Origin of the sequence: Psychrobacter fozii (genome assembly GCF_003217155.1) — a bacterium.
GTDB classification, from domain to species: Bacteria; Pseudomonadota; Gammaproteobacteria; order Pseudomonadales; family Moraxellaceae; genus Psychrobacter; species Psychrobacter fozii.
On the sequence record NZ_QJSU01000007.1, the window covers coordinates 22,892 to 37,092 of the forward strand.

7 protein-coding genes are annotated in these 14,201 nt (G+C 44.2%); 5 read left to right on the forward strand and 2 right to left on the reverse strand.

Annotated features, from left to right (window positions below):
* Positions 1-244: 244 nt before the first annotated feature.
* The 4 genes from DFP82_RS09780 (at position 245) to mutY (ending at position 6,886) form a co-directional block, all read left to right on the forward strand.
* Positions 245-3,439 carry a DUF2339 domain-containing protein gene (locus tag DFP82_RS09780; RefSeq protein WP_110923559.1) on the forward strand — a complete coding sequence of 1,065 codons (3,195 nt, stop codon included), beginning with the start codon at positions 245-247 and terminating at the stop codon, positions 3,437-3,439.
* A 132-nt stretch (positions 3,440-3,571) separates the two neighbouring features.
* Positions 3,572-4,528, forward strand: coding sequence for a ribosome biogenesis GTPase YlqF (ylqF, locus tag DFP82_RS09785; RefSeq protein WP_110923560.1), 957 nt, complete (start codon positions 3,572-3,574; stop codon positions 4,526-4,528).
* 24 nt (positions 4,529-4,552) lie between these two features.
* On the forward strand, positions 4,553-5,485 hold the full coding sequence (locus tag DFP82_RS09790) for a GIY-YIG nuclease family protein (protein WP_110923561.1): 933 nt from the start codon (positions 4,553-4,555) through the stop codon (positions 5,483-5,485).
* A 123-nt stretch (positions 5,486-5,608) separates the two neighbouring features.
* On the forward strand, positions 5,609-6,886 hold the full coding sequence (gene mutY / locus DFP82_RS09795; protein ID WP_110923562.1) for an A/G-specific adenine glycosylase: 1,278 nt from the start codon (positions 5,609-5,611) through the stop codon (positions 6,884-6,886).
* A 134-nt stretch (positions 6,887-7,020) separates the two neighbouring features.
* Here the strand turns inward: mutY and DFP82_RS09800 are convergent, their stop codons facing one another.
* Entirely contained in the window at positions 7,021-7,923 is a 903-nt protein-coding gene (locus DFP82_RS09800; protein WP_110923563.1) for an acyl-CoA thioesterase, read from the reverse strand.
* Positions 7,924-8,249: 326 nt separating this feature from the next.
* Complete coding sequence (gene rapA / locus DFP82_RS09805) at positions 8,250-11,138, reverse strand: RNA polymerase-associated protein RapA (RefSeq protein ID WP_181416293.1); 2,889 nt, start codon at positions 11,136-11,138, stop codon at positions 8,250-8,252.
* Positions 11,139-11,783: 645 nt separating this feature from the next.
* Here rapA and DFP82_RS09810 point away from each other — a divergent pair.
* On the forward strand, positions 11,784-14,093 hold the full coding sequence (locus tag DFP82_RS09810; protein ID WP_110923564.1) for a sensor histidine kinase: 2,310 nt from the start codon (positions 11,784-11,786) through the stop codon (positions 14,091-14,093).
* The last annotated feature ends 108 nt before the right edge of the window (positions 14,094-14,201 follow it).

Here is a 14,201-nt window from a genome sequence, read left to right on the forward strand (position 1 = left end):
AAAGAAGGGCCGCTTAAATATTAAGCGGCCTTTCTTTTTGAGTAGCTTTTCACAAGTTAGCTTTCAATTGTAGTCAAAGCAATCTAAAACAGATAAAAGGCAGCCGACTGCAAATAGTACATTTGAGGAGGGTGACGCAGTAGCGATTTAGTAGTTCGCTGACTATAAGTCGCAAGGACCGTCTTGTACTTCTGAGCAAATCGCGTCATTATCACTTCATTATCAGCTGTATTGAGTAATGAGGATGTTCTATCTATTAATCGCCCAATTAGGCTGGATGGCTTTTACTGCTTTATTAATCGTGGTGGTTGCCCTATATGTCAGAATAAATCGGCATATTGGACAGCTGCGCCGTGATGTCACCAAGCTACAAGCCGAGCTTGAGCAGCAAAAGGATAGTAACCGTCATTTCGCTAACAAGAGCATTCATACTAGTAATGAGACCACTGAAGCGCGCATGACTGGAAATGCAGCTGTTAATACGGAAGCATCAACAACAGATACTACGATGCCTGCGTGGCCACCATTACCACCAACCTTTCCTGCTACCTCAGACCTGACAGCAAACTTGACAGAAATCCCTGTATCCAACACTGCTGATAACGCATCTTTAGATAATACAACTTTAGATAATACAACTTTAGATAATTCAAACTTAATAAAAAATAAAACGCCTGCCGCATCGATTCAGCCAGATGAAAGCTCTTTGCCTATCGTTACCTCACTATTCCACTCTGTTAAGAACTGGTTTTTCGGTGGCAATCTGGTCGTACGTGTCGGCGTATTAGTGCTTTTAGTGGGCGTCGTACTATTGCTGCGCTTACTGAGTGATTATATTGAGATTCCGATTGCCTTTAAGCTTATGGCAATCGGAGGTGTAGGGTTGGGATTAGCAGGATTGGGGTTAAAGCTCACCGCAAAACGCTTTTCCTATGGCATTACGTTGCAGGGCGCAGGCTTAGCCATTGCTTATTTGAGCATCTTTTTTGCTTATAGCGTTTATCAAATCATTCCAAGTTTACCGAGCTTTATTGGGCTTGGCATATTATCTGCCGTCACTGTTGCCCTCGCCGTCCGTCAAAATGCTTTTCCATTGGCGCTGTTGGCATTATCAGGTGGCTTCTTTGCACCGATCTTGACCAGTGAAGATACAGGCAGTCTAGTCGCCTTATTCAGCTATTATCTAGTACTAAATGTAGCCATCGCCATTATTGGTCATTACCGGCCGTGGAAGATATTGAATTTATTCGGTGTGAGTGTGACCTTTGGCTTGGCCTACTACTGGGGCATCAGTGAAAACTTAAGCACTATTATTGAGTCGCAGCGCTGGTCGTTGGTGTTACTGGTTGCCCTACATTTAATGTTGTATCTCTTTGTCGTGATTCGATATGCACAACAAATCATTGCCTATAACACGCTCAATGAAGAAGACATTAACCATACTAATAGCGCAGATAACATAGCGTATTTAAATGAAGTCCATGTGGGCAATAGCACATATGTATTTCCCATTGATACCGGTTTACTGTTTTCAGTACCGCTACTGGCTTTCGGTTTATTTTCTGCTTTATTAGAGGATATTCCTCATGCTTTAACCATCGTCAGTGCAGTTTTAGGCGCGATTTATCTTGGACTGGGCTGGTTATTTATCCAGCGTAGCCAGCGATATGCCTTAATCACTGAAGGCATGTTGGCATTAGGGTTTGGATTTTTAGCCTTAGTGATTCCGCTGGCACTCGATGCAGAATGGATTGCCTTTGGTTGGTCAGCACAAGGACTGGCGTTGGCGTGGTTCGGACGACGCTCACTGCGTGCATGGTCGGTATTATTCGGTGTGTTATTACAGCTCATCAGTGTCATCATGTTGATGGCTGCCATCTTATTCCCTAGCAATGATTATCCAATTTTAGCCTTGAGTATTTCAGCGATTGCTTATCTAGCCACTGTATTTATCTTACGTGCCAGTAACTCGCCAGCCATGTTAAATGACCGCTTGGATGCCGAATTAAATGCAAATGTAGACAGTTCTCTAGCGCATTCCAAAGAGCAAAATACTACAGCAAACTCAATCACGATATACGCCAGTGCCTTGGGTATCAGTGACCAAGCCGCGCAGCAGTGGCTGACTTCGGTCAATAGCCAAAGCAAAGTGTTTGGCCTCGTTTGGCGCAGCCCTAGAGTGATATGGTGTCTGACCTTGACGGCTGTCGTATGGATGCTACAAGTCCTAGTACTTGATTTGAGTCATTGGTTTGAGATTTGGCAGCTCGATACGATGACGATTGCATTGGCAGCACTGATGAGTCTTGCTATCTATTGGAGTATCAACCGCTATCAGCCTTGGGCAGAAGCCAAACAGCTGAGTCATGGGCTGCTACTTCTATTTTATCTAATGCTGGTACTCCAACTACCACAGAAGTTTGAGTTGAACCTATTATGGTCATCAACAGAATGGTTCGTGTTTGCCTGTTTATTGGTTGGTTGGCTCACGGTCGGACAACTTTGGTTAAAGGTATGGCATAGCGATGCCAATCTATCGCGCTATGATGGTGCAAGTTGGCTAGGCACTGGCATTTTAGTCATTGCGGCGGTGGCACATTATGGTCTGCCCGCCTCTGCTGGCGTGATGGCTGTCTTGATTCCAACTACTTTAATACTGGCAGGATTGTGGTGTGGTTATCGTTACGGCAGCTACTATAATCCTAGTAATCATCTTGAGCGTTCTCGTCAGACAGACACAGCAATCAGTGAAACTTCAACGCATGGATTACTTTACTGGTTTGATTGGCAACAGGCATTATTGAGCTGCGCCGCCATCTTTGCGCCCATTGCTCTAGGTTGGGTCATCATTACCAATTGGTCTTATGATGGTGTGATTTGGGGCATATCCTATTTCCCACTGTTGAATCTATATGACATGACCTCAGTACTAGCGCTACTCGTTAGTTTTGGTGTTTACTACCTGAATCAGCAGTATAATAACGAGCAACCAAACCAAAAAAATACCGTGATTCAAAAGAATATTCAGAAAGTATTTACCACTCATAATTTGCTGATTATTTTGGGTCTTATTGGCTTTTGGCTGATATCCAGCATACTTATCAGAACGCTTCATGCCTTTATCGGCACGCCACTATGGGACAGTGCTCAAGGCGGCGCATGGCAAAGCGAGCAAGTGCAGACTGGACTGACGATATTGTGGACGCTCCTTGCCTTGGTCGCCACTATCATCGCCAGCCGTTACTGGCAGCGTGCGCTGTGGTTTATGGGTATTGGGCTGTTAGGCGTCGTCGTGCTTAAACTGGTGTTAGTCGATTTGTCACAGACCGAAGCCATTTGGCGAGTAATATCTTTCCTTGGCGCAGGCAGTTTGATTCTGCTCATTGGTTATTTGGCTCCCTTGCCGCCCTCACAAGATGAGATAAAGGATAAGACCTAATCACGACCTCGCATTATGGTTAAGTGAAATTGTGGCGTGAGCAATGTGGTTCTGTAGTAAACTGAGCACCATTAGAAAGTAAACGTAAATGGTTTTACTTTTAGCATTTTTTATAAAAGGTTATGAAAGCAGATGGATAAGAGAGCAAGTATTCAGTGGTTCCCTGGGCATATGAACAAAGCCCGTAACGAAATCAAAGAAGTCATGCCGCAGATGGATTTGGTCATCGAGGTCATCGATGCGCGTATCCCTTATAGTAGTGAAAACCCAATGGTCGCGGCACTGCGTGGCGAAAAACCTGTCATCAAAATCCTGAACAAAGCTGATCTTGCCGATCCAGAGTTGACCCAAATATGGATGGATTATCTCGAGCAGCAAAGCGGTGTAAGAGCCATTGCTTGCGATACAGAGAAAGCCAACGATGTAAAACGCATCATCGCCATCTGCAAACAACTCGTTCCTAACAAAGTCGGCACGGGTCGTCAAATCAAAGCCATGATTATGGGCATTCCAAACGTTGGTAAATCAACGTTGATTAACACCTTAGCAGGGCGCGCTGTCGCAAGAACCGGTGATGAGCCTGCCGTGACCAAATCGCAGCAGCTGATTAAACTTGACGATGACATCATGCTCTATGACACACCTGGCATGCTATGGCCAAAAGTCGAAAACGAAAACTCTGGCTATCGTCTGGCAGCGACTGGCGGTATCCGTGATACGGCGTTTGACTTCGCTGATGTGGCCAGTTACACCGCTGAGTACCTAATGCAGGCTTATCCTGAGCTGCTAAAAACCCGATATAAAATTGAAGAACTACCAAAGACTGATTGGCAGTTCTTTGAAGTCGCTGGACGTAATCGCGGCTGTGTACGTTCGGGCAATCAAGTCGATACGTACCGCATGTCTGAGATTCTGGTTAACGAATTACGTAGTGCCAAGCTTGGACGTATTACGCTTGAGACACCAGCCATGACGGAAGCCGAAGAAATTGTGGTCGCTCAACAGCGTGTCACAGCTGAAGAAAAGAAAAAAGCCAAAGAAGAAGAGAAACGCTTACGTCGTTTGAAGACGCGGAAGAATCGAAAATAAATCTCATAAAAAATATCGGCTACCATGAATCCATTAATACCCTCTGCTAAAACAATCCAAATCTATCTACCAAAAGGCAATCCTCGTGGGTTGCGCTTGGCAGAGATGACTACGCGTACCGTGCGTCTTATTGAGATTCCACGCATTCACATTGATGACTTTTTTGCGATGCCCGATGCTAATCAAGTGGGCTTGTATTTCTTAATTGGTGAAACAGAAAGTACAGAAAAACCTTTGCTTTATGTTGGGCAAACTGGTGACCTTAAAAGGCGTCTCAATCAACATGATGATAAGGATTTTTGGACACGGGCTTTTGTCATGCTATCGACCAACAATTCAATGACTCAAACTCATGCACTGTATATGGAGCATAAAGCTATCGCCACTGCACTGGACGTTGGGCGCTATGAGCTAAAAAACGGTAATAGTGGTAATAAGCCGCATACACCCGACCCATTAAAAGCTGACTGCGAAGAGTTATTTCACACCCTTGATGTTTTGCTATCAACCTTGGGGCAACCTATTTTTGAATCTTTAGCTATTCATGATAGCTTTAATCGTAATCAAACTGATAAACATAAAACAATTACATCTACTAAAGCCGTAAAAGAAACTGAAGCCTTTCTAATCAAACCCACGCCAGTATTATTTTACTACAAGGTAAAAGATGGAGATGCACAAGGCTATTATGATGACGACGGCTTTGTAATATTGGCAGGATCATTAATACGAAAAGCACAAACGCCTTCAGCCCCACCATTTGTAACTAAAATGAAAGAAAGTCTGATCATTAATGGGAAATTAATAGCAATAAATGACAAAAGCTATAAGCTCACTAAAAACCAACTTTTCAAAACACCTAGTGGAGCTAGTACTCTAGTATCAGGACGTTCAACGAACGGATGGATTGAATGGAAAAATGAATCGGGTCAAACTTTAGACAGTGTTTATCGTTAATTATAATAATCCATTGCAGCCAATAGCTTTTACACTCTTTATTTATAGCTCTTCAAGCCTTATATACTAATGAGCAATTTCGATTGCTCACCTTCTCCTTTACCAATTTTGATATCACTGCCTATGACTCAGCTTACCGCCAATTCAGACCCCACCTTATCAAACAACACAACTAGCCACTCCCCCACATCCCTAAACTCCTTCGCCCCACGCCTACTTAATTGGTTTGCCGAAAATGGTCGCCATGACTTACCTTGGCAACAGCACCAAACTGATACACCCAATCCTTATATTGTTTGGTTATCCGAAGTCATGCTCCAGCAAACGCAAGTAACTACTGTGCTGCCCTACTTTGCGCGTTTTATGGCATCTTTTCCGACCGTGCAGGATTTGGCCGCAGCAGAATGGGATACCGTGGCAGAGCATTGGGCAGGGCTTGGCTACTATGCGCGTGCGCGTAATCTGCATAAAGGTGCCAAGCAGTTGGTTGAAGTCATCGATGAAACAGGTAACTTTCCGCAGACGCTCGCAGGATGGGAAGCGATTTCGGGTATTGGACCATCGACCGCTGGCGCTATTATGGCAATGGGCTTACACCATTACGGTGTCATCTGTGATGGTAACGTCAAACGAGTCATCACGCGTTGGGCAGCGATTGATGGTGATATTACCAAGTCCGCCACGACCAAAGAACTGTGGGCATTAGCAGAGCGATTAACACCAACTAAGAATTCAGGGTTGTTTGCGCAAGCGATAATGGATATGGGCGCGACATTATGTACCCGTAGCAAGCCTGCCTGTCTATTATGTCCATTAAAGGAGGACTGCCTAGCACACTCGCAAGGTCGCGAGACTGATTATCCAGTCAAGGCAAAAAAACAGCCCAAACCAAGTAAGTTCAGTAATGCGTTATTAGTTAAAGATGCAAGTGGCAATATTTTATGGTTACAGCGTCCTGATAACGGCATTTGGGGTGGACTGTGGAGCTTACCTTTGCAGTTCATAGAAAAAATTGAGGGTAAAGCGAATGGCAGCACTGAGAAAAAAATAGATGCTAGCGATAATAAACCATCAGATGTGCCACATGACGTACGCAGCAATGAAAAAGTATATGAGGCAGAATTTACCACTGCTGAGCAGATTATCAATGAGTGGCTGATAAAGAATAAATTAGTAGCAGTGCCTATCAGCAAAACCTTATTAGATGAAGCGCCTATTAAGCACTCATTAACACATTTTCATTGGTATCTGACGCCGCAATCAGTAAACCTAAATACTAAGCAAACCGCCAAAATAACCAAAGCATTAAAAGCTGCCGACATTAATATTAACTGGTTGAACGCTGATGATGCTCAGGCAACGCTTGGATTACCACGAGCGATGGTTAAGATTTTAGAGTAATCTTATAAGCTATATCTCCACACCAATCGTGCTCAAACCAGCTGATTAAACAACCATCTTGTATGCCATAAAAAAAGCGACTCACCATTGATAGTGAATCGCTTTTTTTATGATTATAACTCAGATATCGCAGGCTAAGACTTTGGCACACGCAAACGCATCAGGCCTTCTTGCTGCACCGTGGCAACCAGCTTACCATCTTGCCAAAACTGTCCGTGGTTTAGCCCTTTCGCATTGGATGTCGTGTCACTCCACATGTCGTACAGCATCCATTCGTTCAAATCAAAATCGCGATGAAAATGCATTGAATGATCGATGCTCGCCGCTTGTAGACCGCTGGTCATAAAGCTGACGCCATGCGACATGAGTCCAGTACCCACTAAGTAAAAATCAGAAGAGAACGCCAATAATGCCTGCTGAATCGCCACCGGTTGATTGCCCAACTCGCGGATACGTAGCCAGTTCGCCTGCTTAGGCTTCATGGGTTCTGGGCTGATCGGGTTACGTGGTTTGACCGGTTTGATCTCCACATGACGGCGACGCATAAACCTTGATTTTAAGGCTTCTGGTACTTTGCCCACATTTTCTTCTTTTAAATCTTGTTCGGTCAGCAGATCTTCTGGTGGCGGATAGACCGGCATATCTTCTTGATACTCAAGCCCCTCCTCCATCGGTGAAAACGACGCAATCATCGAAAATATCACTTGTTCAACAGGTGGCTTCCCACGTACTTCTTTGTACTGAATCGCCGTCACTTCACGTGCAGACAGACTACGACCATCGCGCAATCGACGCACTTGGTATATGACAGGCTGGTTGATATCGCCGCCGCGCAAAAAATACCCATGCAATGAGTGACAAGGCTTGTCTTGTTCGAGCGTATGCGCTGCCGCCATGATGGCTTGTGCCAGTACTTGCCCACCAAAAATACGACTGCCCACATAGTCATGGCTTTTACCCTCAAAGACATCGGGGGTAACTTCGATAAGTGCCACAGTAGCCAGTAACTCATCAATCAGTTGCAAATAATCGGGCATGACAATATGTTTCCTTATTTTCATCAAAAACGCACAGCACCTCACGATATCAATAGGCTATATCGACAGGTCCTTTGTATTTGTACTTGAAGTTAAAATAATATGAAATCACTTGCTGAATGTAAACAAGAGAAATTTTAGAACGAAAATACGGCCATAGCAGCACTAGTATTTATTATAAATAGAAAGCGATAAACATCTTACCCAATATCAGTGGCTTTGGCTAGCGACTGACAGCCCACTCGCGAGTATCCATTCGTTTATTCAACTCAAACAGTAAGAACGAGGCACGTTATAACGCCTCGTTCTTTGTGTTTATTTTAAAATTATGGCTTCACAGCTACTAGCACACGGATAGAATCAGGTACTAATGACAAGTTGCTTAGTGCTTGCTCGCCTTGCGCTTTTAGCTGCTCTAAACGCTCAATCTCTGCAGGGCGCACGTTAGGGTTGATGGTTTGTAGATGTTGTAGGCGTTTGATTTCACGTGACCACTGCTGGCTAAAGCGCGCGCTTGCTTGCTCACCAATCTCAGCCAGCTGCTGACGGGCAATATCCTCAGCTTCATAATAACGCTGCTCAATCACATCACCACGTACTTTAATTACTTGGCGTGCACGGTTTTTATCCAAACGCTCAATGTGCGGCATAATCATCTCAGCGCTGATACGTGCTGATAAATCACTACCCTGCTCACTGATAAAGACACGGATATTTTGCGTGGTCAATGTCGCTGGTAAATTCAGCAGTTTTGGTGCTATCGCTTCTACACGGAAATTCACTTCTAGTAATACCATACCTTGCGGTACAGCAGCGCTTTTCAGCATCGCAACTGTCGTATTACCAAAGGTACTGGTACTCGCCAGCTCATAGATAGCACGCATCAATGGATGCTCATGAGTGATAAATTCGATATCTTCACGCTGTAGCGCTTGATCACGCTCGAATGTCAACGTCATACCGTCTTCGTCACCAAGTGGCAAGCCATCGATATAGTCACTAATTTCAGTGCTATCAATCGGTGCGATAACCCATGAGCCATCACGCTGAATATTATGATCAATATTGGCCGAAGCAAAGAAACGCTCAATGAACTGTGGCAATAGGTTGTGACTATCAAAGTCACGCATGGCGTCAGCAATACGCCCAGCGACACGTGGACGGCACGAGTTATATTCTAGCAGACGATCGCGACCAGCTTGTAGCTGTGCTTCTAATCCCAATCGTGTCTGTAGCGCTTCGTCGATGATACCTTGTAAGATATGACGATTATCAGCCGTATCTGCACCTTCAAGCATTGGCTTCAGAACTTGAATATATTGCTCTTGCACGCTCTGTGCTGTTGGTGAAATCTGATTAAACATATTCAGTGCGTTGTGATACCACTGGTAAAGACGCTCTTGCGCCGTACCCTGTACATAAGGCACATGCAACATGATTTGTTGCGTCTGACCAATACGATCTAGGCGACCAATACGCTGCTCCAAAGTATCTGGATTCGCAGGCAAATCCCACAGGATCAACTGACTAGCAAACTGGAAGTTACGGCCTTCTGAGCCAATCTCTGAGCACAATAATATCTGCGCGCCTTCGCTGTCTGCGAAGAATGCGGCTGCTTGGTCACGCTCAAGCAATGTCATCTGCTCGGTAAAGATAGCTGTCTTAATGCCTGCATGCAGACGCAATACGGCTTCCAAACTCTCTACCGTCGCGCCACTACGGGCAATCAACAGTACTTTTTGATGTTTCAGTTCGCCGCGCAGGATATCAACCAACCAAGACACACGTGGATCATCTTCTAGCCAGCCGCCATCAGGTTGATTCTCTTCGCCCCATAGCTGCTCACGCAATTTACCCGTGGTTTGATAGCTGTTTACCCATGCATCAGGTAATGGCAGTGGATAAGGCTGGCTACTACGACCATAAAACCCTTTAACACTCTCACGGGTATTACGGAATAAAATACGCCCAGTACCATGACGATCTAACAGCTCGTTAAGCGCATAGGTACGCAGTTTTTCGTCGTCATTAATCCCTGCCAACTCATCGGCACCGAGCGTAAGCAAGCTACTCAAAGCAGCGATTTGTCCGTCACTCAATGGCTTGTCTTCTATCAGTACACCAGCGACCGATGCCGTCTCAGCAAAAGCGGCTTGACCATCGATAAACTCATCTAAATCATCGAAACGATCTGGATCAAGCAAGCGCAAACGCGCAAAGTGACTTTGTGCACCAAGCTGCTCAGGTGTCGCCGTCAATAGCATGACGCCTGCCGTCTCTTCTGCAAAGTCGGCAATCAAGTCATATTTATCGTTGCCGCCTTGTGCCTCATCCCAATGCAAATGATGCGCCTCATCGACGACCAATAAATCAAACCCTGCATCCATCGCTTGGTCATACAAGTCAGGATGGTCAAGCAATAGATCCATACCAGCGATGATGCACTGCTCGGTCGCAAAGACGTTCTGCTCAGGATCATGCTCTTTAATCGCTGCCGTACGTACCAAGTCAAACAAAGCAAAATTTAGATTAAAACGGCGGCGCAGCTCAATCATCCACTGGTATTGCAGACTGTCTGGCACCAAAATTAGCACGCGCTCAGCCTTGCCAGTCAATAGCTGCTGATGAATAATCAAGCCAGCTTCAATAGTTTTACCCAGTCCAACTTCGTCAGCGAGTAGGACACGCGGTGCAATACGTTTACCAACTTCATGAGCGATATAGAGCTGATGCTCAATGATATCGACACGCGCACCCATCAGGCCTTTGAGTGGATGACCAGCCAGCGCTGATTGCATACGCAAGATATCTTGACGCAGCTCATACCAATCACCACGTTCAATGCGGCCAGCGAGCAGGCGCTCAAGCGGCTTAGCAAGCGTGATGTTGGCAGCGAGACGAGTCTCCATGATGCCGCGCTCGTGTTCATCGACACTATATTTGAGCACGCCCATCACTTCATCGACAGCATTGACCGTATAGCATTTGCCGTCTTGGTCATAGATGCTGTCACCAGCTTTGAACACTACGCGCGATAATGGCGCAGAGTTTTTGGCATAGACGCGCGTCTCTTCGCTTTGCGGGAATAAGATATGCACACATCGGTCGTCAACATCGATGACCACACCCAAGCCAAGCTCAGACTCCGTATCAGATAAATAACGTTGACCAACGGCGAATTCAGTACTGTGCAATGAAGCGATAGAGATAGTCATAGGGCGATGTCTTTTGTACTCAGGTAGTAAGAAATTAGATAGATAGCTTAGAAAACAGCAATGGCGGCTAACAAACGCTAAATAAGGTTGTTCACACCGTAAAATGTCAAAAAAACATAAACGAAGTGCCACAACATTAATCAAGCCAGCAGTTTAGCCGACCATTATATAACGTTAGCGGATAGATGAGTGCGTTAAGTTGACTTTTCAAGAGCAGATTCATGCAAGATTATGTCAATGCTAAGCATAAGTTGGTCATATAAAACAATAAGATAACGACTCGCAAGTATATAAAAAACATTTACATCATAAAATTGTTTCTATACTGTTACTTTATGAAAATAGATGTCTTTTTTGTTACGTTGATTATTCATATTTATTATTAACAAAAATATCTAGTGGCCTAATATCTAAAACTAGTTTTGTTCAAAACTGTACGAATATCACTGCTTTTATAGACACTTAACTTTTAGATAAACATAACAGTTAAGCCTTAAAGCTATTCGCTTGACCTTTTCTTTTAGCCCATTCGACATTTGATATTCAGATTGAGGACACGCTTTAATAATCACAGCTCTTTTTCTACCCAAAAATACTGCTGATGGTATTTTTCGTACTTTATATAATTCAAGGATGAATACATTTATGAGTGCCTCCAAAAAAGTTGGCTTGCTCAACCAAGTCAGTACCCAAGTGACCGTTATTTTGTTTCTTGCTTTTGCCGTTGTTCTTGCCGTTGTCGTCTATATTGTCGAAAAAGAAGGTTATGAAAAAATTCGACTTGAGTCCGGAAAGTTAGTGGCTCAACGAGGTAATACGGCAGTCAATAGTATCTCCTCAGATGTCAATCGCGTGATGCGTAGTGCGTTGCAGCTACAGCAAAGTGCCCAGACACTACCACTACAAGAAAATATTTTGCAAGCCAGTACTGCCAATGCTTTTGATAAGCGAGACTATAGCTTGCTAGGCAGTGGTGGCATTTGGCCTGATATTGGTGCGCTTGGTGATGGTGCAGCTACTCATCCATTTTTGATGGTACGCCAAGATGGTGATTACCGAGCCATATTAACCGATCCAAATCCTGCTAATCCTTACTATAAACAAGACTGGTTTAATAAGGTAAGAGCCCTCAATCCTGACGGTTGTATTTGGGCTGATGTGAGCCCCACTCAGACCAAAGGCGAGCTTGCCATGAGCTGCGGCGTGGCCATCGATCGTGACAATCAGTTTTGGGGTGTGAGCACAGTCAACTTTACACTCAATCAATTACAAGAAAACATCGTCAACCTGAGTGAAAGCTCAGGTTCAGGCTATATTCTATTGCTTGATAATAGTAATAAGGTCATCGCCTCATCCAACCCCGAAAGCCTAAACTATATCGATGAAGACACTGGTACACCGCTTGATATTAAACAAGTGATTGATTCAGACCCTGCTTGGCAACCTATCTTAGATTTTTTAGATACTCAGCATAGCGATATCATCAAACAAGTTGCGGCGAAAATCTCTCCAGAAGCCCAGCAAATCATTGCAACACTTAATAAAACAGAGTCAACTGCTGTTAGTAGCTCTGAGCTTATCAATTATGCAGCTTATGTGAATGCCAGTGAAAACCATCAAAGTACGATGGACAGTCGCCTATTGCAGAATTTCGAGTTGACCAATGACAACTATTATAATGGTAGTCAGGCGTATGTTTTCCAGATTCCTGAAACCTACTGGAAACTCATCGTGGTACAGCCTGACTCTGCCGTCAATGCCATTGCAGATAACTTAAGCAAAAACCTGATCAGATCAATTATGTTAGCGCTACTTATCACCGTTGTGCTGATCTATTTCATGCTGACATTCTTGGCATTTAAACCATTGAAAGAAACCACAGACAAAATCTCTCTCGCTGAAAAACTGATTGATGATAAGCAATACAATAAGCTCAGCGAGGTCAAATTTGCGGGTGGACGTAATGAGATTGGTCTAGTTAACCACTCTATTAATGAGCTACTCCATCGTATTCAGTCCAATGAAGGTAAGCTTGCCAATATCAATCAACAGCTAGAGGTAAAAGTCGAAGAACGCACTGCTGAGTTGCAAGACACCTTAAAAGAGCTAAAGAACTCACAATTGCAATTGATACGTTCTGAAAAAATGGCCACGCTCGGTCAGATGGTCGCAGGCGTTGCTCATGAAGTAAACACACCTTTATCCTATGTGCAGAACAACCTCGAAATCATCGGACAATTGACAGCACAATATGAAGATTTGATTACTTTGGTGCAAGGGTTGAAGTCACTTAATACTAATGAAGCAGTGCCTACCACTGAAATCGAGAAATTATTGGCAGATATCGTTCGTGCCTCTGATGAAATCGAAGAAGATGACTTATCAGATGAGCTCAAAGAGCTGATCAAAGACTCCCTATTTGGGGTAGAACAGATTACCGAAATGGTACTCAATTTGCGTAATTTTGCACGTCTTGATGAGTCAAAAGTCAAAACGATCGATGTTCGCGAATGTATAGAATCCTCGCTAAAAATCGCTGGTAATTCTATTAGACATCAAGATATTGTCACCAACTTTGGCCCAACGCCTGAAATCAAATGCTCACCATCGCAAATCAATCAGGTGCTGGTCAACCTATTGAACAATGCCTCGCAAGCAATGGACGGCAATCCTGATGACAAAATCGAAGTGCGTACCTACGCTGATGATATCAATGTTTATATTGAGGTCAGCGATAACGGTAAAGGCATGAGCCAGTCCGTATTGGATCAAATCTTTGAGCCGTTCTTTACCACAAAAGCAGCCGGTGAAGGTACTGGCCTCGGCATGGCTATCAGTCAGCAAATTATGGAACAACATAATGGTGCGATTCAAGCCACATCAACCGAAGGCGTTGGCACGGTGTTTACCCTAACCTTACCCATCGATAATAATTTAACAGAACAAAATATGTAAGCATAAGCGAAGCGTTAATTATATTGTCAGTGCAGCGCATAACAGAGCTGCACTGATAAAAGGAACAATACCTATAATTTAGCCCCTACTATTCATCGTAAGGATACG

Bases quoted from the DNA above. Each gene is read 5' to 3' on its own strand.
- DFP82_RS09800 (WP_110923563.1), bottom strand. From the start codon at position 7,923: ATGCCCGATTATTTGCAACTGATTGATGAGTTACTGGCTACTGTGGCA.
- DFP82_RS09780 (WP_110923559.1), top strand. From the start codon at position 245: ATGTTCTATCTATTAATCGCCCAATTAGGCTGGATGGCTTTTACTGCT.
- rapA (WP_181416293.1), bottom strand. From the start codon at position 11,138: ATGACTATCTCTATCGCTTCATTGCACAGTACTGAATTCGCCGTTGGT.
- mutY (WP_110923562.1), top strand. From the start codon at position 5,609: ATGACTCAGCTTACCGCCAATTCAGACCCCACCTTATCAAACAACACA.
- DFP82_RS09790 (WP_110923561.1), top strand. From the start codon at position 4,553: ATGAATCCATTAATACCCTCTGCTAAAACAATCCAAATCTATCTACCA.
- DFP82_RS09810 (WP_110923564.1), top strand. From the start codon at position 11,784: ATGAGTGCCTCCAAAAAAGTTGGCTTGCTCAACCAAGTCAGTACCCAA.
- ylqF (WP_110923560.1), top strand. From the start codon at position 3,572: ATGGATAAGAGAGCAAGTATTCAGTGGTTCCCTGGGCATATGAACAAA.